Source organism: Lactobacillus hamsteri DSM 5661 = JCM 6256, assembly GCF_000615445.1.
Lineage (GTDB): Bacteria > Bacillota > Bacilli > Lactobacillales > Lactobacillaceae > Lactobacillus > Lactobacillus hamsteri.
Genome location: NZ_BALY01000002.1, coordinates 41,074 through 61,069, shown reverse-complemented (window position 1 = coordinate 61,069; position 19,996 = coordinate 41,074). Strand labels below are relative to the sequence as shown.

Genomic DNA, 19,996 nt, shown 5'->3' with positions numbered 1-19,996 from the left:
ATTAATCCTTGTCTTTTGAATCAGCCAAGTATACATTAACGCATTGCAAACCATTTTTGCCCTGAGCTAATTGATATTTTACCTTTTGGCCTACTTCTAAGCGCTTATATCCTTCTTCTTTAATTGCAGTATAGAAGACAAAATAAGATTTATGGTTTAAATCGTCTTCAACAAATCCATAACTACTGCCTTCGTCAAACTGCTTTACTTTTCCTAAACGCATTACTTTTCAAATCCTTCTTGAACAGCTTCAGGATAATTTTCTTCAACTATTTTTGCACAACGGGCACAAAGCATTGGAAGTTTTGGATCTGAACCAACATCCTTGCTGATCATACGACAACGTGGACAAACTTCTCCTTCAGCCTTCTTAACTACAATAGATGCGTTAAACAATTTTTCAGCATCTGCAGGTGCTTCACCATCAGAAATAGTCAAATCTGAAACAATTAAGATTTCTCTTACGTTTGCATCTAATTTATCAAGCATTGCCTTAGTTTCTTTATCAGGATAAATAGTTACAGCAGCTTCAAATGACTTACCAATCAACTTGTTATTTCTAGCTTCTTCTAAAGCCTTCAAAACATCATCACGAAGCTCATGAACTTATGCCAGTTTTCAATTAATTCATCATGATTATCATAAGTTTCAACTTCAGGCATTTCAGAAAGTTGAATGTATTCGCCATCTTCCTTGAGGAAGCCCCAAATTTCTTCCATTGTGTGTGGCAAAATTGGAGTCAAAACCTTAGCCAATTTAACTGCAGCATCGTAAATTACAGTTTGCATTGAACGACGAGCATGACTATCTTCAGCTTCGATGTAAAGAACATCCTTAGCAAAGTCTAAGTAGAATGATGAAAGATCGTTTGAAATGAAGTTAAATACCTTCTTAAAGACAGTTGAGAAGTCATACTTATCATATGCTTCCAAGCAGTCTTTAATTAAATCATTAAGCTTAACTTCCATGTATTGATCCACTGAACGAAGATCAGCATAAGCAACACGATTTTCCTTAGGATCAAAGTCACTAGTGTTAGCAAGCATGTAACGGAAAGTATTTCTAATCTTACGGTAGCTTTCTGCACATTGACTTAAGATATCGTATGATACAGCAACGTCAGATGAAGTATCAGCTTGTGCTACCCAAAGACGAATAATTTCTGCACCCATCTTCTTGATAACATCATTTGGAGAAATAACATTTCCAAGTGACTTAGACATCTTATGACCCTTGTCATCCAAAACAAATCCTTGTGAAAGAACTTGTTTGTATGGTGCCAAACCAGTGGCTGCGACAGAAGTAATTAAACTTGAATTAAACCAACCACGGTATTGATCTGAACCCTCAAGATAAAGATCTGCTGGGAAGCCCAAACCACGCTTTCTCATAACGCCAGCCCATGATGTACCTGAGTCAAACCAAACATCAAGAATATCAGTTTCCTTCTTAAATTCACCATGTGGTGAGTGTTCAGAAGTAAAGCCTTCTGGAAGTAATTCTTTAGCTGTGTGCTTAAACCAAGCATTTGAGCCTTCTTTTTCAAAAATTTGCGCAACATGTTCGATCGTTTCTGGAGTAACGATTGGTGTACCATCTTCAGCGTAGAAAATTGGAAGTGGAACACCCCAAGCACGTTGACGTGAAATTACCCAATCACCACGATCTTTAATCATATTGTAAAGACGAGTTTTACCCCATGAAGGGATGAAGCTAGCCTTTTCGATTTGATCCAAAATTTGGTCTCTAAATGGTGCAATTGAGGTAAACCATTGTGTAGTAGCTCTAAAGATAACTGGCTTCTTAGTACGCCAATCGTGTGGGTATGAGTGAGTAAATACCTTAAGCTTAAGAAGAGCACCTGAATCTTTAAGTTTTTCAACCATCAATTTATCAACATCTTGGTAGAACATACCTGCAAGTTCAGGAACTTCATCAGTATACTTACCTTGAGCATCAACTGGACTAAAGATTGGTAAATTATACTTTTGACCAACATTAAAGTCGTCTTCACCAAAACCAGGTGCAGTATGAACCAAACCAGTACCATCATCTAAAGTTACATGGAAGCCTTCGATAACAAGACTTTCTTTATCGTAAAGTGGGTGCTTAGCAGTCATGTATTCCATATCTGCACCCTTGATAGTCTTAATTACTTCATAATCTTCCCAACCGATTTGTTCAGCGACTCTATCAAGCAAACCAGAAGCAATAACATAATTCTTGTCTCCAACTTTAACTACTGAGTAATCAAATTTAGGATTTACACAAATAGCTTCATTAGCTGGAATAGTCCAAGGAGTAGTTGTCCAAATTACAAAGTAAGTATTTTCTGGATCAATAATTCCCTTGCCATCCTTGACAGGGAAAGCAACAAAGATTGAATTTGCTTCAACATCTTTATATTCAACTTCGGCTTCTGCCAAAGTGGATTCACTTGACCATGACCAGTAAACAGGTTTCTTACCCTTGTAAATGTAACCTTTCTTGAACATTTCACCGAAGATACGAATTTCTTCGGCTTCAAATTCAGGTTGCAAGGTAATGTATGGATGGTCCCAATCTGCCATGATGCCTAAACGCTTGAAGTCAGTCATTTGTTTTTGAACTTGTTCTTCAGCGTATTGACGACAAAGTTCACGGTACTTAGCACGATCCATCGTCTTACGATCAATACCCTTTTTAGCTAATTGCTGTTCAACAGGCAAGCCATGAGTATCCCAACCAGGAACGTAAGGTGCGTAATAACCATTCATGTTCTTGTAACGAACAATAATATCTTTAGAAATGTGGTTCAAAGCATGACCCATGTGGATATTACCATTTGCAAATGGAGGGCCATCGTGTAAGTCAAAACGAGGTTTACCTTCGTTAAGCTTTAATCTTTGTTCATATAATTTATTTTCACGCCATTGTTTTTGCCATTCGCCTTCACGAACTGGAAGGTTACCGCGCATCTTAAATTTAGTTTTTCCTAAATTAAGAGTATCTTTGATTCTCATAAAAAATCCTTTCTAAACGAAAAACCTCGTCCCTAATTAGGACGAGGTTAACCGTGGTACCACCTAAATTGAGCTACTGCTCCACTTATTATTGTGTAACGTACAATAAAACGCATAGACCCATCGGCAGCTGATCAATTATCCGGCTCTTATGCTAACCTTCCACCAACGTTAGCTCGCTGTAATGCTTTCAAATTTTACTGTCAGTCTATTTAATTATGATCTTTGTAATCATCTGGGAAAACAATATTTACATCTGAACTACGTCTCTTCGGTTCATCACTGATGTTCATTGTTTGATGACTTGGACTATCTCCGGTCATTGGTTGAGGATTTTCACCCTCATCATCCTCAGACTCTTCATTAGAGTCTACTTCATCTGGGTCATCGCTGTCAATATCTTCATCATCGATATCATCATCTACTTCAACCCACTCGCCTATATCATCTGAATTCTCATCTTCTTCAGCTATCTTTTCTTCACGTGCAAATTCATCTTCCTGTGAATCAGAAATTGGTAGCGGTTCGGCACCATTTCCTGGATAAAAACGTTCTGTATGGAAGTACTCATCCAGTGAATGTTGCCATTCGCTATCATTCAAACTATCAATTTGCTTTTGAAGCATTTCCTGAATATGTTGACGAAATTCACCAACTTCCTTTTTCAAACGTTTATAATCATCTGATAGTACTTCTTGTTGTTGGCGTTGATAATCAGTATCTGTTTGTGCTTGTTTCTTAGCTTCAGAAACTGTCCTTTCAGCTTGTTTTTTTGCATCCGCAATCATTCGATTAGCTGACTTTTGTGCTGAAACTAGAATCTGATTTACTTCTTCTTCTTTTTTATCATATTCATCAACACGCGATTGAAGATTATCAATCTTTTGATTTAAAGATGCAATTTGATTCTTTAAATCTACAACCTGATCTAAGCTATCACCGTAATCATCAACAATTTGATCTAGAAAACTATCAACTTCATAACGATCATATCCATTGCGACCCCGATGTTTAAACTCTTTATTATGAATATCCATCGGTGTCAATTGACCTACTTGTGTTTCTTTTTTGTCTGCCAAATTCTCAACACCACCCTGTATTTACCTTTTCTTGTTGACACGATGTCTTCTATCTGCAATCTTCCAAAATGTCGTAGACTCAAAACATCATTTGCTTCTACCATTATATTCGAATTTTGGACATCATGCCAATTTAATTTGACCTCTTTAGCTTCAATAGATTTTTGGACTTGTCCTCTGCTTTGTTTGCTGACTCTAGCCAATACAGCATCAATTCGCAAAGAGGCAACTATTTCTGTTCTTTCCTCCGAATCATCTTGAGGCTCAAGAATATTTTTAAATAAGATCGGTCTAACTTTTACTTGCGTTTTACCAATTCTATCAATTTGTTCAGTAAAAAAAGAGGTTAATTCTGATTTGCCGAAAAATTGCCATTCTCCTTCACCATCGGTAATTATGTCACCAAAAGTATCCATTTCAATTCCCGAATTAGCCAAAGCACCTAGAATTGAACTATGATTTAATTGGGTGAATTTTGTTGGATATTCGATATTAAACGCGGTCACCTGATAATCCTTTGGAGTTAAATTAACCCATTCTTCACTTAAATATACTCGCTTTTTTTCAGCATTTTTGTATCCACCAAATTCTTGAATAAAAGCATCATTTCCAACAATAGTTTTCAAAATATCTCTTTCACCTGGGTCTAGAAAATCAGTTAAAATATTTTGATGCTTAAAAACAAGATTATTAAAAAGACCAACTAATTTATCAATAGTTGGTCTTTCTTCTTGGCTAAAATGTGGATAAAAGCTACTAGCTTGTCTTTTCTCCATTATCCCACCAATTTATATAAAATATTTGCTATCCATTGTAAGGCATAATCTTGAATAAAATACAGAATAAAGATCCCAATTACAGGTGAAATATCAATCCCTGTACTATATGCAAGTTTTTCCAATGGACCTTTTCTAAACAAACTTAAATAAGGATTTACAATCTTATTCAAAAATTGTCCAACTACAGAATTGGCTAACATGGGCAACCAACTCATAATTGCACTAATTACAATAAGAAGACAATACAACCATATAATCCATGAGATTACAGATAAAATATAATAAATTGCCATTAACCTATATTATCCTTCTTATCAATTAATTCGCTGATTTTTCCATCAGTAACAAACTTAGGTGGAGTTGCTAAGAAAATTTTGTCACCAATACGTTGAATTTCACCATTTAAAGCATAAACAGTACCAGTAATAAAGTCCACAATTCTTCTAGCTGAACTGTCTTCCATACGACCAAAGTTAATTACTACAGCTTTATTTTGCAAAAGATTTTGTGCCACATCTTTCGCATCTGAATAAACTCTTGGCTCATAAAGAACTATTTGACTCTTAGTAGAACTCATGCCGGATTTAATGGAGACAACATTATCGCGATTGAAATTATTTAAAGGTATTTGTTCTTCTTCAGTGTCTTCTTGACGATCTTCAACATAACTTTCATCATCAACTGTATCATCATCATCTGAGATACCGAAGAATCTACCTAATTTATCAAAAGCCATATTATCTTCCTCCTAATTAGTCCTCGCTACGATGTTTAAAGAACGGAATATCATTATTATCGTCATCATCATCTTGAGCACTAGTTTCAATTTGGGAAATACTATTCTGTTCGTCATTACTAAATGATTCAAAACTAGTATCACGATTTTCATCTGGTTCAGTTGGATTAGGTCTTCTAGTATTTTGGTTAGTATCGTTCAATCCCCAAACACTAGTAGGGTCAACCATTGTATCGTGCTTTTGTGCAGGCTTAACTGCAGATTGACTTTCAGCTGGTTTAACAGTTTGATTTGGTTGAACTGTTTGACCAATTTGTGATTGCTTAGGTGGCACTGTAGCATTATTTTCGTTTGAAGCAGTAGTTTCCTTCTTAGGTTGAGACTTAATTTGGTGACTGCGACCAGGAAGTTGTTTTGATGCAGCTTCCTCAGCAGCAGAATCAATACCTGTGGCAATCACAGTAACAACAACTTCATCGCCCAAGTTAGGATTGATTGATGTACCAAAGATAATATTTACATCATCCCCTGCAGCCTTAGAAACGATTTCTGAAGCATCTTGAGCTTCAAATAATGTCAAATCTGGACCACCAGTAATGTTAAGAAGCACTTGCTTAGCACCATCAATAGATACTTCTAAAAGAGGTGAAGAAATAGCCAACTTAGTAGCTTCAACAGTTCTATTTTCACCACTAGCACGACCAATACCCATTAAAGCTGCACCTTGGTTTTCCATAACAGTTTTAACATCAGCAAAGTCTAAGTTAACGTAGTCAGTTGAAGTTATCAAATCTGAAATACCTTGAACACCTTGTTTCAAAACATTATCAGCTTCTTTAAAGGCATCCATCATTGGAGTCTTTTTATCTACCATTTCAAGTAGACGGTTATTAGCAATAATAACTAAAGTATCAACATATTGCTTTAATTGTGTAATACCTTCTGCTGCGTTTCTTGATCTCTTAGGACCTTCAAAACTGAATGGACGAGTAACAACACCCACGGTAAGAGCACCAGTTTCTCGAGCTATTTTAGCAACAACCGGAGCAGCACCAGTACCAGTACCGCCACCCATACCGGCAGTGATAAAAATCATATCTGCACCTTTAAGTGCATCCTCAATAGTTTGTTCACTTTCCTCGGCAGCTTTTTGTCCAACTTCAGGATGAGAACCTGCACCCAAACCTCTTGTCAACTTAGGTCCAAGTTGAATCTTGTCTTCTGCCTTATTGCTATTTAAAGCTTGAACATCAGTGTTAGCAGCAATAAATGAAACGCCTTGCACACCGTCATCGATCATTCGATTAACCGCATTACCGCCGGCACCACCAACACCGATTACCTTAATGACAGCATTTTTATTGTCATCTGAATCGAATGTAAAATCCATCTAATTTAACCTACCTTTAGTCGAAGAACTTTTTGAAGAAGTTTTTTAAACTTCCAGTTCTACTTTGATTATTTTCTCTTTCTTTTTCAGGAGCTGTTTCTTCTCCTGTTAGCTTATTACTATTATATGCTTCTTTTGACTCAGTTTCACGAGAACTGATAGTTCTTTTTAAATTCTTGGTATTTTCATGATTTACTGGTTCAGGTTGTACCTTTTTAGCTACCACTTCATCACCATAAATTGCACTATTCACAATATAGTCAATATCTGACATTTTATATGAATAATTTACAATACCATAAGCCGCTGCATAAACCGGATTACGTATCCCCATTTGATCGGCTGATATATTCTTGCCTTAATTCCTAAAGTATTTGCAACTAAACTATCAATTCCTTGAAGCAAACTGCTACCACCAGTGATTATTACACCACCAGGCAATTTCAAAGCCTTATTCTTAGCTAACCCCTTACCAATTCTATTAAGAATTTGCATCAATCTAGCATTGATGATTTCGCTTAGGTAAACTTCATCGATCATTTTTTGACCATTCGTACCTACGCTATTTACGGCAAACTTATCATTCTCGGAAGCTAAACTTGGATCTGCAAAACCATAATCAAGCTTGATTTGATTGGCATCTTTTTTAGAAGTACTCAAAACTACTGAAATATCATTACTAATGTCACTTCCACCTTCAAGATCAATATTTGCATATTTAATTTGACCTTCATGGATAACAGTAGCTGTCGTAGTTCCACCGCCGAGATCAAGAATGATAGAACCAAAAGTTCTTTCTCCTTCATCAAGCGCAACACTAGCAATTGCAAGTGGTGTAGGTACAAAGAAATTATTCTTGTAACCTGCTCTCTCTATAGCCTTCTTAATATTATGCAAAGCACCAGTAGGAGCTGTCAAAAGAATGCCTCTCACAGCTAACGAATGTGCAATCATCTTACGAGGATCATCTACATCTGTTTTTCCATCGATTAAAAATCGACTTGGTAAAAAAGCAATTGGATCTCTACCATCTTTAACTGCAGATTTAATAGCTGCTTGTAAAACCCTCTTAACATCGTTGTTTCCAACTTCTTGACCATTATCGGCTACACTAGTTAAGCCAGTAGCACTTTCTAACTGTAACATTCCTACTGGAATACCGGTAACTACTCTATAAATATTAGAATTAGTTTTCTCAGCTACTTCTTTTAAAGCTTTGCTGATTGCAGCCGCAGTTTGATCAATATCTACTATTTTACCATGTCTCATACCAGCGTTAGGTGTTGATACAGCGCCAATCACTTTACCTGAATCGGCAACAACTGCTTTTATACTAGTAGTACCTATATCAAGACCTACTAATAGTTTTGAATTATCCAAAATTAAGCCCCCATTAATAACTGCCTTCAAGAAATTTTAACATAAAAGTGCACATAAAACAGCTACTATATTCCATATGCCTTCTTTTCATTTGAAGTAAGTGGTCTACTAAAAGCTCCTACTTCTAAATCGATCAAACTATTTTTGCCAGCTTTAGATTTAATGGCATCATAGTACTTGATCTTATCTTTCAATGTAGCTATATTTCCAATTACCACATTTCCATCTTTCATAACCAAAATAATTTGTGTTTTTCGAGTTCCGCTTCCGCTCAATAATTTAACTTTTTCACGAAAATCTTTAGGAAAACTATTAAATAATTTTAGATTATCCTTTAACGAAATCTTATGATTATAACCAACAAACACCGGCTTTTCTTGATTTACCTTTGCCCAAGGCAATGCACGGCTTCCAATAGCACCATCAGTTAAAATTTTACGATAGTTATTTCCATCTTTGATATACCCAATCGTCGGATATTCGTCAACATTTAAAATCAAATGGTTTAAGTGCTTTACTTCAACATCTACACTTTTAATTTCAGGATATTTTTGTGATAATTTAGAACTTAGCTTTTTCTTATTAAATAAATAATCAAAAACCTTATCGCAAGTTTCTATACCAGAAGTAGAAATCACTTCTTTAGCCGGTAAATCTGATGCTCCTTCTACCTGGACACTACTTACATTTGCTAATGGAGAAACATAGTATCCAAACATTAGGATTGCAACAATAGATATACCCAAAATAATTCCTAAACGTTTAGCTAATGACTTGCGTCTTTCAGATTTTAATCCAGAAAGCGAGGCAGATACCTTAGTTGATCTTTTTCTACCTTTATTTTGAGTAGTTTGATGATTCAAATAAGGGGATAGTTCCTTTCTTGGATCAATTTTTGTAATATTTTTTCTTGGCAACTGCCTCACCTACTTTCTACTTACTTATTTCTTGCATAACCTTAATAATTTGATCGGAGGCATCAGGAACACCTAAAGCTTTAGATGCTTTCTTCATTTCATTAGCATATTTTTGATCTAATAAAATATGATCAATTGAAGAAACAAAATTATTTGGATTTAAATCATCTTCTGGAAGTACCAATGCAGCACCGGCCTTTTCCAAATCCATTGCATTTTTCATTTGATGATTATGCGTAACATTTGGACTAGGAATTAAAATTGCTGGAACACCCAGAGCCGTAAATTCAGCAATACTTGTTGCTCCTGATCTTGAAACAACACATGTCATTTCTGGCAAAAGAGCAGGCATATTTTTAATATATGGTAATACCTTAATATTTTCACCAAAATCAATGTTTTCTAATTTCTTTTGTACTGCTTCGAAATAATATGTTCCTGTTGCCCAAATAATTTGATATGGTTTTTTCTTTAAATCCATCAATGATTTAAGCATCACGCGGTTAATAGCTAAAGCACCACGAGAACCCCCAAAGACAAGAACAGTTGGAATTTCTGGATTAAAGCCAAACTTTTCTTTTAAATCAAGTGGTTCAATATTTAAACCTAAGACTTGTTGAGAACGAGGGTTACCCGTCTTTACCAACTTTTTCTTTTCTGAAAATTGCTTAGCAGCATCATCAAAAGTGTAACAAATTTTATCAACATAGTGACCCAAGAATTTATTAGCTAATCCTACAACAGAATTTGATTCATGAATCATAGTTGGAATATGCATTCTAGAAGCTTCATAAACCATTGCGCCACTTACGTAACCACCCGTTCCAAAAACAAGATCTGGTTTAAAATCTTCAAGAATTTCACGAGCACGCTTAGTAGCCTTAAAGAACAAATTAATTGTTTCAAAGTTCTTTAAAGGATGTTTACGATTAAAACCTTGAATTTTAATAGTTTCAAAATTAACGCCTGCAGCCGGAACAATTTTGGATTCCAAACCTTTTTGCGTACCAACAAACAAAATTTCATCATTGGTACTGATGCCACGTTCCTTTAATCGTTCAATAATAGCCATAATTGGATAAATATGACCACCAGTACCGCCACCTGTAAAAATAACTTTCATTTTATTTAGTCTTCAATTCCTTAACAAATTTCACAAAATAGTCGCCACGTTCTTCAAAAGTTCTAAATTGATCCCATGAAGCACATGCTGGTGAAAATAACAATACATCACCAGGCTCGGTTAATTCATAAGCCTTTGGAACTGCTTCTTGCAAAGTATTTTCAATTACAATATCTTTAATACCTGCTTTTCTCGCACTATCAGCCAAAAGATACTTACTTTCACCATATAAAACAATTGCTTTAACATGTTTCTTAAATAATGGTACTAAATCATCGAATGTAAATCCACGATCTAACCCACCAGCAATTAATACTTCTGGTTGTTTAAATGATGGAATAGCGACAGTTGCTGCTTCAATATTGGTTGACTTAGAATCGTTGTAAATCTTTCTATCATCTAGAGTCATTACATATTGTAAACGGTGCTTAGCACCTGCAAAAGTACTTAAAACTGCTTGAATATCATCATTTTCTGCACCCATTATCTTAGAAATAGCAATAGCAACTAAACTATTTTGTAAATTATGAATACCTGGAAGCTTAATATCATCAATCTTCATAATTTTTTCGTTTTTGCTTTCAAGATATTCATCGCCAATAAAGTAATCGGCAGTTGAATCAGTCTCTGAAAATGTTTGAATTTTAGCCTTAGTAAGAGCCTTTTCCTTAGCTAAAATATCTTTTTGATCATAGTTTGCAATAAAGTAATCATTTTCATCTTGGAATCTAGTCACATTAAGTTTTGCATTGATATAATTCTCAAAAGTCTTGTGATAATCAAGGTGAACATTGTTGTAAATATCAACAATTGCAGCCACTTTAGGATTGATATCAGTTACACCTAATAATTGGAAACTGGAAATTTCAACAACTAAAATATCATCCTTAGTTGCCTTAGGTACAACTTCAGAAATTGGAACACCAATATTACCAACTGCATAAGCATGATGACCAGATTTTTGAAGATGATGATCTAAGATTTGTTGTGTAAGCATTACTGTAGTTGTCTTACCGTTTGAACCAGTAACACAAACATATGGTGCATCACTACAGCTTAAAGCAATTTCAGGTTCAGTAATAATTGGAATATTTAATTCTTTAGCCTTTGCAACCATTGGATTTTCATATGGAATACCTGGATTTTTAACTAAATAATCAAAATGTTCTTTTTCAAGTAAATCAATTGGATGATGTCCGCCAATTACACGAACACCCTTTTCTTTTAATTCATTCGCCTTTTCATTACTGTCCAAATCAGCCTTATCGTTCAAAGTTAACTTTGCACCAAGCGTAAGCAGTAATTCACTCACTGCAAAACCACTTTTACCAAGACCCAAAACTAATACATTTTTATCTTTATAAGTATCAATTTTTTTCATTGTTCTGTACTCTTTTTAACCCCAAATTACTAAATATATAATACTTCCAATCAAACCAACGATCCAAAATACAATATCAACTTTCCATTCAGACCAACCTAACATTTCAAAATGGTGGTGAATAGGAGTCATCTTAAAAATTCTCTTACCAGTAGTTTGGAATGAAATCACTTGTAAAATTACACTTGCAGTTTCACAAACAAAGACAATACCAACTAAAAGCAAGGACCATGGTCTGTTTAAGAAAATACTTACTACGGCAAGACCACCACCTAATGCTAATGATCCTGCATCCCCCATAAATATTTTAGCAGGCTTATGGTTATAAATTAAGAATGCAATCAATCCACCGATCACACTCATACAAAAGATTAAAATACTTAAATTCTTTTGCTTAAATGCAATATATGCATATGTTCCATAAGCAACAATTGATAAACCTGTTGCTAAGCCATCAAGTCCATCTGAAAGGTTAACTGCATTTGAAAAGCCAACTAACCAGAAAATAATGAATATAATAAATAATATTGCACTATTAACAATTCCAGCAAATGGAATATATAAGCCAAATTGGAAGTGATCTGTAGCTGCAATCCAAACAATAAGGGCTGCAATAATAATTTGTAATAGTAATTTTTGCCATGCACGTAATCCTAAATTACGTTTAAAGTACAATTTAATTCCGTCATCTAAAAAGCCGATAATTCCATATCCTAATAATGAAATAATCAAAATCCAGATAGTTTTATTTAATTGTCCCTGCCAAATAGAAACCCATAGCGTGGAAATTACAGCGGCCAAAACAAAAATTGTTCCGCCCATTGTTGGCGTTCCAGATTTTTTCTGATGCCATTTAGGTCCTTCGTCACGAATTTCTTGTCCTTCATGATGAGATCTCATAAAAATAATTAACCACGGTATAAATATCGCTGTTAACACCAACGAACTAACTAATGCAATAATGCTTATAAGCATGTCATTACTCCTTTAAACTAATTTTTATTTTTTTACCCGCTTTAATAATAGTACCAGGTTTTACATCCTGCTTTTTAACTGTGCCATTACCCACAATATTAATTTGAGCTCCTGACAAACTAGCAAATTGATGCAAATCCTCAATGGTCCAACCTGTCATATCAGGGCATTTAATTTGACCAGAAGTCAAAACAAAGATTCTGTCTCCAGATTCTATCTTCTCTCCGGCTTTAATTCCCTGTTCAATAACCTTACTTCCTGTACCTAATCTATAGAAGTTAAGACCTAATCCTTTAGCCTTATTCTTTGCCTTGGACAAACTAGAATTCTTAAGGTTAGGTACTTTAACAATATTAGTAGAAGAAGCACGATCATTCTTTGACATGATAATTATTCTATTCATAACCGGCTTAAAGATAGAACTAAGAATTTTTTCTGCCGGAATTGTCATTCGACGAGGTTGTTTCATTGTTAAGTACAAACAATATCGAGGATTATTAGTTGGGGTAATTCCAACTACTGAGAAAATATAGTTGCTATCGCCTTTCAAATAGCCTCCACCTTTTGGATTGGCTATTTGGGCCGTACCTGTTTTAACAGCTATGCTTTTTCCATTCATATGATAAGAATAACCTGTTCCGACTTGCTTATTTAAAACTCGCTTCATATTTTCAACTAAAAGTTTACGAGTCTTTTTATTATAAACAGGCTTTCCAACTTTCTTAACTTGATAGCCTTTCACAACTTTATCATCAGAATTAGTAATCTTATCAACAAATTGTGGTTTAACCATCTGGCCATTATTACCTAAAGAACTAAATGCTTGCATCATCTGCATTACATTGACATTTACGCCTTGACCAAAACTAGTAACTGCTTGATCTGTTGATGTCTTAAAGGAAATGAGACCAGGTTGTTCTCCAGGCAAAGTTACGTCCGTTTTCTTACCAATTCTAAAGCGATTTAAATATTTATGCCAAGTTTTCGAGCCCATCTGTTGTTCAATATGAACAAATCCAGTATTACTTGAACGTGGAAACGCTTGTGAAAATGGAATGCTTCCCCAGCCAGAGGTTTGCCAGTCATGAATGGTAGCTCCTCCTACAGTTACTGCTCCAGAGTTATAGTAGGCATTCGGATTGTAACTGCCACTATTAATAGCCGCAGCAAGAGTTAATATCTTAAAGACTGACCCAGGTTCATATGTATCCTGAACTAAAATGTCACGATATGATTTTGTTAAGCCTTTTTTAGTTTGCGGATTAAAAGTAGGCCGTTGAGAAGCAGCTAAAATTTTACCAGTTTTCATATCTTCAACGACAGCCGTTAAACTAACAGGATCATATTTTTCTTGAACATCCGTTAATCGCTCTTCTAAAAAGCTTTGCAGTTGCGAATCTAAAGTTAAATAAAGGTTGTTGCCGTTTTCAACCGGTTTATAAGTTTGAGATTTATTTGGAAGCTGGTTTTCCGATGCATCGACTGCAGAAATACGATATCCGTCTTTTCCAGACAAAGTATCATTAAACCATGCTTCCAATCCCATTGTTCCTACTAAATTTGGAGAACCTGTCTTTTTATTGTATATCGGTTGTGCTAATCCTACAGTATGAGAAGCAAACACTCCATTAGGATAAAGTCTTGACGGTGTTTCAATAAATTTAATCCCTGGCAACTTCATGGCATCAATCTTATTTTTTTGATCTTTAGTTAATCCACTACCAGCGCTGCCAAATTGAACTTGGAATACTTTCTGCTTTGGGGATAAATATTTTAAAATTTTCTCTTCAGATAAAGGCAAGACCTTTGCAAGATCTCTGGCCGTTTTATCCTTATTTACTACATACTCCGGCTTGTTTTTATAATTTATAGATGATTTATCAAGAATTGCATAAACAGTATATAAATGCGAATCTTCTGCAATGGCTAAGCCATTTCGATCATAAATACTGCCACGAGTTGCTTTTAAAACTTGATTTCGATGATACAATTGCTCAGTTCTTTTAGATAAATCTTGACCAGCAACTGTTTTTGAAATCCCTATATATAAAAATCTACCCATAAATACAAGAAAAACCAAAGCCACGGCTAGCTGGAGAAATCTCCCCACCGTAAAGCGGTAGCCGTGGGCTTTGGATTTTTGTAATTTTAAATTGCTATTTTTCTTTTTCATTAGCGAATTGTCCTAATGTTTTTTTCAATTAACGTTAGACCTTTAGCACGAGCAATTTTATTCAAACGAGCACTAGAAGAAAGCTCACCGATTTGTTGACGCAAATCGATATTGCTGTTTTCTATCTTAGTAATTTCTTGTTGAACGTTTGAAAGCTGATGTTGTGCTGATGTTGCAGAAATACTAGAAGAAACCAAGAAAGTCATCATACCAAGAGTAATAATACTTCCAAGAATAACTAAAGTTCTTTCTAATCCGGTCCAACGGACTTGACGTGGATTGGGCGCAATTCGCCGCTTTCTTCCAACTTCAACTTGTTTGTTGGGTTCAAATTCTATTCTTCTTGCAGAACTATCAGCCATACCATTTTCCTCTTTAAATCTTCTCTGCAACCCTTAATTTTGCACTGTGTGAGCGGTTGTTGTTTTCCAGCTCTGAAGCAGAAGCCGTAATTGGCTTACGATTTACCAATCTAAGCGTAGGTTTTAATCCTTCTGGAATCATTGGCATTCCTCTAGGAACTTCTACTTCAGAATATTTTTTAAAAATCTTTTTAACGATTTTGTCTTCATCTGACTGGAACGTAATCACACTAATTCGGCCACCCGGTCGAAGCACTTTGATTGCTTCTTCAAGAGATGCTTGAAGAACATCAAGTTCATGATTAACGGCAACCCGCAAAGCTTGAAAGCTCTTCTTTGCAGGATGTCCACCAGTCCTTCGTGCATAAGCAGGGATTGCATCTTTTATAATATCAACTAATTCAAATGTAGTTTCAATCGGTTTTTCCCTACGTCTTTCAACAATTCTGCGAGCAATCTGACGAGAAAACTTTTCATCGCCATATTTATACAAAATATTTGCAAGTTCTTTTTGACTGCTAGTATTAACTAATTCATAAGCATCAAGATCTTGACTTTGATCCATTCTCATATCAAGTCGTGCATTGTAGCGATAAGAAAAGCCACGATCCGCTTGATCAAATTGAGGAGACGAAACACCCAAGTCGTAATATATTCCATCTATACCATCTGTATAGCCCAGCTCAACCAGATCTCTTTCCAAATGGCTAAAGTTGTCATGTACCAGTTTTAGCTTTGGATTGCTATCGTCTCGTAATAAATCAGCGAAGTTTAACTTCGCTGCCTTTATTGCATATTCATCTTGGTCAAAACCTATCAATGTACCTGAGTCAATTTTACTAAGCAAATACTTAGCATGTCCGCCACCGCCAAAAGTAGCATCTACATAAAGACCATCATTTTTAGGTTCTAAATTATTTATAGTTTCGTGTAAGAGTACACTGGTGTGTTTGAATTTCATATTTTTATAGTTCAATGTCGTCCAAATTCTCTGCGATATCATCATAGCTTTGGTTAGCTTCATTAGTGAAGTTATCCCAACGTTCTTGTGACCAAATTTCAATTCGGTTAGAAACACCTACGATAACACATTCTTTTGTAAGCTCGGCATGCTTTTTTAATGTCGTGGTCAGATTAACACGCCCTTGCTTGTCGAACTCGCTTTCCATCGCACCAGAGTAAAACAAGCGCATAAAACTACGCACGTTTCTCTTAGTCAACGGAAGTTTCGCTAACTTGGCCTCAATTTCGTGCCACGTTTCCATTGTGTAACCGAAAATGCAGCCTTCCATTCCTCTAGTGAATACCATTTTTTCACCAATCTGATTTCTCAGCTTAGCCGGTATAATCAAGCGACCTTTACTGTCCAAATTGTGGTGATATTCACCCATGAACATGGTCTAGCCCCCTTCCATTGAATAATTTACCACAATTCACCACTTCCTACCACAACATGGAAGAAAAAAAACATTTTTTTATTAATTTTTAGTATTTTCAACAGTAAAAAATAAAAAATCCTCTCAGCCTTACGGCCAAAAGGATCATACGTTCTGAAAATGAGCTTTCACGCAATCATTAAACAAACTAAACCTACATACCACATCATTGAACAAACAGCTAAATATTTCCAAATTTTATGAATTGTTTTACCCAAAGAGATATTTTTATTTCGTACAGCAGATTCAACAGTAATAATTATTACCAAAATAAAGAAAAACAGTAATCCATATGGTAAAAAAGAAGGATTATCTTGACGATCTGTTATCATATTGCACACGGGCAAAAAGAAGAATGGCAACACATCATATCCATGAAATACTGCCTTAGGAAAGAATTTATTAATCATTAAATCTAAAATCAAACCAATAACGGGAAGCAAAAAAATAAAAAGCATTGTTGTTCCTCCTACTTTTTTATTCTACCCTTTTCTTCAATTGAAAAAAACTATTAATAAGAATAAAATATTTATTCAGTAGGAGGTATCCCATGGCACGTAAAAGAAAGAAAAAATCAGGTTTTCAAAAATTAACTATTGTTATGGCTTGGTTAATGGCCGTTATAACTTTAGCCGCTGTTGTAGCTGGAGCTGTTCAATCAATGGCTGCTGCTGGCTGGTTCTAAAACAAATAAAAAAGAAAAGCTTTAGGAATTTCCTAAAGCTTTCTTTTTTATCTATAAGCTCTTAAATCAATCAAAAATGGATAGTTTTCTGCCAAATTACCCCATATCCAATAAGTAATCGAAAAGAAAATAATTGTCCAACATGCATTTACCGCAAGACTAATTAACATTATCTTAATCGAGACGGAAATAATGCCGACCATAGTCAGAATAGCCCACGAATAAATATCTAATATAGTCACGCCAATAATTACAACAATTAACCTTGACCAAAATATTTCTGGCAGAAACCTTGCTACCCTTTGACATGCCCAACAGGACACTGGAAAGAACACAGTATAAACACCGATAATTCCTAAAGTAGAAATATCAGCTACTATTCCTGCACCAAGCGCAAGCCAAATTTCATTAGGATTAGTATCATCAAATAAACCTATTAACATAATACCTATAGGCAAAATCCAAGTTGATGCACCGTATGCTCCTATATTCATAAACTGATGCAAATAAAATGCCAATGTACCATCAAGAATTAAGGCTACAAATAATGCTATGGCAAGTACCCATTTGCGAAAAACGCGCATTAATTTGCCACCTTTCTCTTAATGACAGTGACAACAGACGGATCATTAATTTCTCCGGCAGGATTTATTTTAATTAAATCTGATAAACCAAAGGAATCACGGGTAGTTTTAGAAACTGTTCCCACTAATAATCCTTTTGGTGAATTACCGCCCATTCCGCTTGTATATACTTTAGTACCTTGTTTTAATTTTCTACTATCAACAACTTGCGTAAATGCTAAATTATTATCAGAATTTACAGTAATAATTCCGTGAACACTTTTACCATTTGAAGCTGTTGCTTGAACTGCGAATCTATTGGCTGATTTATCAGTCGTAGTAATCAATTCAACCTTAGATGAAGCAGCATTCACCTCAATAATACGGCCAATAACTCCTCCACCACACATAACAGCTTGATTCTTTTGAACTCCCGCTGAAGAGCCTTTATTAATTACTAATAAATCTGACCAAGTATCTGATGATCTAGAAATAACTGATGCATTAATTAGATCATACCCTGTTAGAGTGTCCTTTAATTTTAATGCTGATCGCAATTGTTTATTTTCAGCTTCAAGAGCCTGATTTCTTGCCTTAGTTTGTCCTAAATTTGTTACCTGACTTTTTAAATGGTTATTTTCAGTTTGGGTATTTAAAATATCATTAACATTATTTAAACCGCCAGAAATCCAACCTACTGGAATATCAACGATTCTTGAACCCACAGCAACAACATCATTGCCAAAACTTTGAACTAATAATGGCGTATTACGCTTGTTTCGTAAATTAACACTGCCACCTAGTATTACTAAAATAAGAAATATAACAATAAATGTAGTTAATAATTTTTTATTTTGTAGAAATTTCTTCATACGAAATTTATCCTATAGAAAAACCGGCTTTAGCCGGTTTGATTAATTAATTACGACTTCTACGCATTACTTCGATATTCTTAAGTGACTCGCCAGTACCAATTGCTACACAATCAAGTGGATCTTGAGCAATAAACACTGGTACTTTAGTAGCTTCAGAAATAACTGCTGGTAAGTTCTTAAGAAGAGCTCCACCACCGGTTAAAACGATACCATGATCAATTACATCAGCAGCAATTTCTGGTGAAGTTTGTTCCAAAGTTTCCTTAATAGCCACAATGATATCTTGTACTACATCTTGAATAGCCTTAGCAACATCTTCAGCTTCAATATCAACTGATTTTGGTAAACCAGTTACCAAGTCACGACCACGAATATTCATTGATTCAATTTCTTTTGCTTTTTCTACTGAAGCTGAACCGATTTGAATCTTAACATCTTCGGCAGTTCTTTCACCAATTAATAAATTGAATTTTGAGTGAACATAATTAATGATGCCAATGTTGAATTTGTCGCCAGCTTGACGAATTGAAGTTGATGATACAATACCACCCAATGAAATAGTAGCAACATCAGTAGTACCGCCACCAATATCAACAACCATTGAACCTGTTGGGTCCATTACTGGAAGACCTGCACCAATAGCTGCAGCAAATGGTTCTTCAATAACAAATGCTTCACGAGCACCAGCAACACGCGCTGCATCAATAACGGCACGCTTTTCAACTTCAGTAACGCCTGATGGTACACAAATCATTACTGATGGCTTAGAATTACCAACTGTTTTTTCCATAAAGTACTTAAGCATAGCTGCAGTTGTATCGTAATCTGCAATTACACCATCTTTCATAGGACGGATAGCACGGATAGAACCTGGAGTTCTACCGATCATTTCCTTAGCTTCTGAACCCACAGCGATAACTTCACCACTTTGAGTATTCTTAGCTACAACGGAAGGTTCTCTTAAAACAATTCCTTTACCTTCCATGTATACAAGTGTGTTGGCAGTACCTAAATCAATACCAATATTTTTTGAACCTAATCCAAACACGAAAATCTCTCCTTAATTGTTGCGGTCTTTAAATCTTGAATAATTATAGCATAAACTAGCAATAAAACAGATTTTCGCGAAAATTTTAAAGA

The 19,996-nt window shown here is 35.2% G+C and carries 19 protein-coding genes and 2 pseudogenes; 1 reads left to right on the top strand and 20 read right to left on the bottom strand.

What is annotated here, in order from left to right; genetic code table 11:
* Window position 1: 1 nt before the first annotated feature.
* The 17 genes and pseudogenes from JCM6256_RS00890 to JCM6256_RS00810 form a co-directional block, all read right to left on the bottom strand.
* Window positions 2-223, bottom strand: coding sequence for a cold-shock protein (locus tag JCM6256_RS00890; RefSeq protein ID WP_025079965.1), 222 nt, complete (start codon window positions 221-223; stop codon window positions 2-4).
* Window positions 223-3,002, bottom strand: a pseudogene (ileS, locus tag JCM6256_RS09360) (isoleucine--tRNA ligase). The gene JCM6256_RS00890 and the pseudogene ileS overlap by 1 nt, the downstream one beginning before the upstream one ends.
* Window positions 3,003-3,214: 212 nt before the next feature.
* Window positions 3,215-4,081, bottom strand: a complete 867-nt coding sequence (locus tag JCM6256_RS00880) for a DivIVA domain-containing protein (RefSeq protein WP_025079964.1) — start codon at window positions 4,079-4,081, stop codon at window positions 3,215-3,217.
* On the bottom strand, window positions 4,054-4,857 hold the full coding sequence (locus JCM6256_RS00875; RefSeq protein ID WP_025079963.1) for a YlmH family RNA-binding protein: 804 nt from the start codon (window positions 4,855-4,857) through the stop codon (window positions 4,054-4,056). Before JCM6256_RS00875 ends, JCM6256_RS00880 begins: the two co-directional genes overlap by 28 nt.
* Window positions 4,857-5,153 carry a YggT family protein gene (locus JCM6256_RS00870; protein WP_025079962.1) on the bottom strand — a complete coding sequence of 99 codons (297 nt, stop codon included), beginning with the start codon at window positions 5,151-5,153 and terminating at the stop codon, window positions 4,857-4,859. Before JCM6256_RS00870 ends, JCM6256_RS00875 begins: the two co-directional genes overlap by 1 nt.
* On the bottom strand, window positions 5,153-5,596 hold the full coding sequence (locus JCM6256_RS00865) for a cell division protein SepF (protein WP_025079961.1): 444 nt from the start codon (window positions 5,594-5,596) through the stop codon (window positions 5,153-5,155). Before JCM6256_RS00865 ends, JCM6256_RS00870 begins: the two co-directional genes overlap by 1 nt.
* Before the next feature lie 16 nt (window positions 5,597-5,612).
* Entirely contained in the window at window positions 5,613-6,986 is a 1,374-nt protein-coding gene (gene ftsZ / locus JCM6256_RS00860; RefSeq protein ID WP_025079960.1) for a cell division protein FtsZ, read from the bottom strand.
* Between the two features lie 16 nt (window positions 6,987-7,002).
* Window positions 7,003-8,366: pseudogene (ftsA, locus tag JCM6256_RS09355) on the bottom strand (cell division protein FtsA).
* 65 nt (window positions 8,367-8,431) lie between these two features.
* Window positions 8,432-9,283: a cell division protein FtsQ/DivIB gene (locus JCM6256_RS00850; protein WP_025079959.1), complete on the bottom strand. Its 852-nt coding sequence runs from the start codon at window positions 9,281-9,283 to the stop codon at window positions 8,432-8,434.
* Between the two features lie 16 nt (window positions 9,284-9,299).
* Entirely contained in the window at window positions 9,300-10,406 is a 1,107-nt protein-coding gene (gene murG, locus JCM6256_RS00845) for an undecaprenyldiphospho-muramoylpentapeptide beta-N-acetylglucosaminyltransferase (RefSeq protein WP_025079958.1), read from the bottom strand.
* A gap of 1 nt (window position 10,407) precedes the next feature.
* Complete coding sequence (murD, locus tag JCM6256_RS00840; RefSeq protein WP_025079957.1) at window positions 10,408-11,787, bottom strand: UDP-N-acetylmuramoyl-L-alanine--D-glutamate ligase; 1,380 nt, start codon at window positions 11,785-11,787, stop codon at window positions 10,408-10,410.
* A 15-nt stretch (window positions 11,788-11,802) separates the two neighbouring features.
* Complete coding sequence (mraY, locus tag JCM6256_RS00835; RefSeq protein ID WP_025079956.1) at window positions 11,803-12,762, bottom strand: phospho-N-acetylmuramoyl-pentapeptide-transferase; 960 nt, start codon at window positions 12,760-12,762, stop codon at window positions 11,803-11,805.
* 4 nt (window positions 12,763-12,766) lie between these two features.
* Window positions 12,767-14,935, bottom strand: a complete 2,169-nt coding sequence (locus tag JCM6256_RS00830) for a penicillin-binding transpeptidase domain-containing protein (RefSeq protein ID WP_025079955.1) — start codon at window positions 14,933-14,935, stop codon at window positions 12,767-12,769.
* Window positions 14,935-15,297 (bottom strand): cell division protein FtsL, encoded by a 363-nt coding sequence (ftsL, locus tag JCM6256_RS00825; protein WP_025079954.1) that lies wholly within the window; start codon window positions 15,295-15,297, stop codon window positions 14,935-14,937. The genes JCM6256_RS00830 and ftsL overlap by 1 nt, the downstream gene beginning before the upstream one ends.
* A 13-nt stretch (window positions 15,298-15,310) precedes the next feature.
* Window positions 15,311-16,258, bottom strand: coding sequence for a 16S rRNA (cytosine(1402)-N(4))-methyltransferase RsmH (rsmH, locus tag JCM6256_RS00820; protein ID WP_025079953.1), 948 nt, complete (start codon window positions 16,256-16,258; stop codon window positions 15,311-15,313).
* 4 nt (window positions 16,259-16,262) lie between these two features.
* Window positions 16,263-16,694, bottom strand: a complete 432-nt coding sequence (gene mraZ, locus JCM6256_RS00815) for a division/cell wall cluster transcriptional repressor MraZ (RefSeq protein ID WP_025079952.1) — start codon at window positions 16,692-16,694, stop codon at window positions 16,263-16,265.
* A 167-nt stretch (window positions 16,695-16,861) separates the two neighbouring features.
* Window positions 16,862-17,191 carry a DUF3397 domain-containing protein gene (locus JCM6256_RS00810; protein WP_025079951.1) on the bottom strand — a complete coding sequence of 110 codons (330 nt, stop codon included), beginning with the start codon at window positions 17,189-17,191 and terminating at the stop codon, window positions 16,862-16,864.
* A 92-nt stretch (window positions 17,192-17,283) separates the two neighbouring features.
* On the opposite strand from JCM6256_RS00810, the gene JCM6256_RS10455 reads away from it, so the two are divergent.
* On the top strand, window positions 17,284-17,418 hold the full coding sequence (locus JCM6256_RS10455) for a DUF4044 domain-containing protein (protein WP_081778526.1): 135 nt from the start codon (window positions 17,284-17,286) through the stop codon (window positions 17,416-17,418).
* 47 nt (window positions 17,419-17,465) lie between these two features.
* Here the strand turns inward: JCM6256_RS10455 and mreD are convergent, their stop codons facing one another.
* Genes mreD through JCM6256_RS00790 form a run of 3 tightly spaced genes read right to left on the bottom strand, consistent with a single transcriptional unit; the run spans window position 17,466 to window position 19,904 of the window.
* Complete coding sequence (gene mreD / locus JCM6256_RS00800; RefSeq protein WP_025079950.1) at window positions 17,466-18,002, bottom strand: rod shape-determining protein MreD; 537 nt, start codon at window positions 18,000-18,002, stop codon at window positions 17,466-17,468.
* Window positions 18,002-18,853: a rod shape-determining protein MreC gene (gene mreC / locus JCM6256_RS00795; RefSeq protein WP_025079949.1), complete on the bottom strand. Its 852-nt coding sequence runs from the start codon at window positions 18,851-18,853 to the stop codon at window positions 18,002-18,004. The genes mreD and mreC overlap by 1 nt, the downstream gene beginning before the upstream one ends.
* A 46-nt stretch (window positions 18,854-18,899) precedes the next feature.
* Window positions 18,900-19,904, bottom strand: a complete 1,005-nt coding sequence (locus tag JCM6256_RS00790) for a rod shape-determining protein (protein WP_025079948.1) — start codon at window positions 19,902-19,904, stop codon at window positions 18,900-18,902.
* Window positions 19,905-19,996 lie beyond the last annotated feature (92 nt).

Excerpts from the sequence above, each read along its gene's own strand:
- murD (WP_025079957.1), bottom strand. The coding sequence starts at position 11,787 with ATGAAAAAAATTGATACTTATAAAGATAAAAATGTATTAGTTTTGGGT.
- JCM6256_RS00865 (WP_025079961.1), bottom strand. The coding sequence starts at position 5,596 with ATGGCTTTTGATAAATTAGGTAGATTCTTCGGTATCTCAGATGATGAT.
- mreC (WP_025079949.1), bottom strand. The coding sequence starts at position 18,853 with ATGAAGAAATTTCTACAAAATAAAAAATTATTAACTACATTTATTGTT.
- JCM6256_RS10455 (WP_081778526.1), top strand. The coding sequence starts at position 17,284 with ATGGCACGTAAAAGAAAGAAAAAATCAGGTTTTCAAAAATTAACTATT.
- rsmH (WP_025079953.1), bottom strand. The coding sequence starts at position 16,258 with ATGAAATTCAAACACACCAGTGTACTCTTACACGAAACTATAAATAAT.
- JCM6256_RS00890 (WP_025079965.1), bottom strand. The coding sequence starts at position 223 with ATGCGTTTAGGAAAAGTAAAGCAGTTTGACGAAGGCAGTAGTTATGGA.
- mraZ (WP_025079952.1), bottom strand. The coding sequence starts at position 16,694 with ATGTTCATGGGTGAATATCACCACAATTTGGACAGTAAAGGTCGCTTG.
- JCM6256_RS00875 (WP_025079963.1), bottom strand. The coding sequence starts at position 4,857 with ATGGAGAAAAGACAAGCTAGTAGCTTTTATCCACATTTTAGCCAAGAA.
- JCM6256_RS00870 (WP_025079962.1), bottom strand. The coding sequence starts at position 5,153 with ATGGCAATTTATTATATTTTATCTGTAATCTCATGGATTATATGGTTG.
- mreD (WP_025079950.1), bottom strand. The coding sequence starts at position 18,002 with ATGCGCGTTTTTCGCAAATGGGTACTTGCCATAGCATTATTTGTAGCC.
- murG (WP_025079958.1), bottom strand. The coding sequence starts at position 10,406 with ATGAAAGTTATTTTTACAGGTGGCGGTACTGGTGGTCATATTTATCCA.
- ftsL (WP_025079954.1), bottom strand. The coding sequence starts at position 15,297 with ATGGCTGATAGTTCTGCAAGAAGAATAGAATTTGAACCCAACAAACAA.
- mraY (WP_025079956.1), bottom strand. The coding sequence starts at position 12,762 with ATGCTTATAAGCATTATTGCATTAGTTAGTTCGTTGGTGTTAACAGCG.
- JCM6256_RS00830 (WP_025079955.1), bottom strand. The coding sequence starts at position 14,935 with ATGAAAAAGAAAAATAGCAATTTAAAATTACAAAAATCCAAAGCCCAC.
- ftsZ (WP_025079960.1), bottom strand. The coding sequence starts at position 6,986 with ATGGATTTTACATTCGATTCAGATGACAATAAAAATGCTGTCATTAAG.
- JCM6256_RS00810 (WP_025079951.1), bottom strand. The coding sequence starts at position 17,191 with ATGCTTTTTATTTTTTTGCTTCCCGTTATTGGTTTGATTTTAGATTTA.